The organism is Streptomyces sp. NPDC017448 (assembly GCF_044330565.1).
Classification (GTDB): domain Bacteria; phylum Actinomycetota; class Actinomycetes; order Streptomycetales; family Streptomycetaceae; genus Streptomyces.
The window spans coordinates 1-1,422 of the sequence record NZ_JBIRLM010000036.1; the positions used below are offsets into that span (position 1 = coordinate 1).

1 protein-coding gene is annotated in these 1,422 nt (G+C 67.7%); it reads right to left on the reverse strand.

Annotated elements, in window-relative coordinates:
• Positions 1-126: 126 nt before the first annotated feature.
• Positions 127-1,365 carry an IS701 family transposase gene (locus ACH4K1_RS32200; protein WP_398093066.1) on the reverse strand — a complete coding sequence of 413 codons (1,239 nt, stop codon included), beginning with the start codon at positions 1,363-1,365 and terminating at the stop codon, positions 127-129.
• Between the last annotated feature and the right edge of the window lie 57 nt (positions 1,366-1,422).

A 1,422-nucleotide genomic window follows, 5' to 3' on the forward strand; every position in this document is an offset into this window, starting at 1 on the left:
CCCTAGTAGTGCTTCGTTAGGTTCTGCGTCTGCTCCGGTTGCGGGGCAGGGGGCGGTTGCAGGTGGTGCAGGTGCCGGTCCAGCCCTTCAGCAGGTCCTGGAGGACGTCCAGGACCTGGTAAAGGGTCAGGCCGGCGTGGGGACTTTTGGGTCGAGCCGCCTGAGGGTGAGGAATGCCTGGGCGGCGGTGACGAGGGTGACGTGGTGGTGCCAGCCGCGCCAGGTGCGTCCCTCAAAGTGGTCCAGGCCCAGGCCATGCTTGAGTTCGCGGTAGTCGTGCTCGATGCGCCAGCGCATCTTCGCCCACCGCACCAGCTCGGCAACGGGAGTCTCGGGCGGCAGGTTCGATACCCAGAAACCCGTCGGCCCGTCCTGGTCCGCAGGCCATTCCACCAAGACGGTGGACGGGGGCAGGACGCCGTTCCATTGGTTGCGTCCGCCGCCTGCCGCTTGGGCGGCGGCCAGGGACTGCTTGCCCGCCGGGCGAACGGCCAGTACCGCGAACCGTGAGGTCATCGTGCCTTTACTGCCCTGCCGCCAGGCCACCTCAGCGAAGCAGCCGGCGGCAGCAGCCTCGGCAGCGTGGATGGTAAGTGCCTGCGGCGTCGTCCGGTAACGGGCAAGCGTCGGTGGGCCCAGTCCTCCGTAATCCGGCTGGTGGGGCTCGATGTCCAGCTCGTGGGCGACTTCTTTCCCGGTCAGTGCCAGCACGTAGGACAGGCCCCGTTCCTCCAGGCCGTGGCGGAAGGGGGTGCTGACGCCGTAACCCGCATCCGCGACCACGACCGGGGCTTTCAGCCCCCACTCGCCCACGTTGTCCAGCAGCCCGAGCGCGAGGCGCCATTTCTCCTGGTGGACGACGTCGTCGGGGACGCCGGCGCGGCGGCAGCGGCCCGGCTCGTCCGTCCACTCCCGGGGCAGATACAACTGCCAGTCCAACGGACACGACGCGGTGTCGGTGGCGGCATGGACACTGACCGCGACCTGACAGTTTGCCCGCTTCCCGAGTGCTCCGCAGTACTGACGGGCCACCCCGGCAGAGGCGCGTCCACACTTGGGAAACGACACATCGTCGATTACCCACACCTGCGGTCTGATCACCTCCGACAGCCGCCGGGCGATCCGCCGCCGAACCGGCAACGGATCCCACGGCGACTGGCTCACGAACTGCTGCAGAGCCTGCATGTTCCCGTCCGGCAACCGCTCGGCCATCGGCTGGATCGACTTACGCCGCCCGTCCAGCATCAGACCGCGCAGATAACACGCACCCCACCGGCGCTGATCCTGCCGCGGCAACGACCCGAACACATCACCCACGAACTCCGCCAACTCGCCCCGGAACCGCTCGACATCCCTCAGCTTCACACCTCGAAGATGCCCACCACCAGGCAAGATCACTCAAGGTAACGAAGCACTACTAGG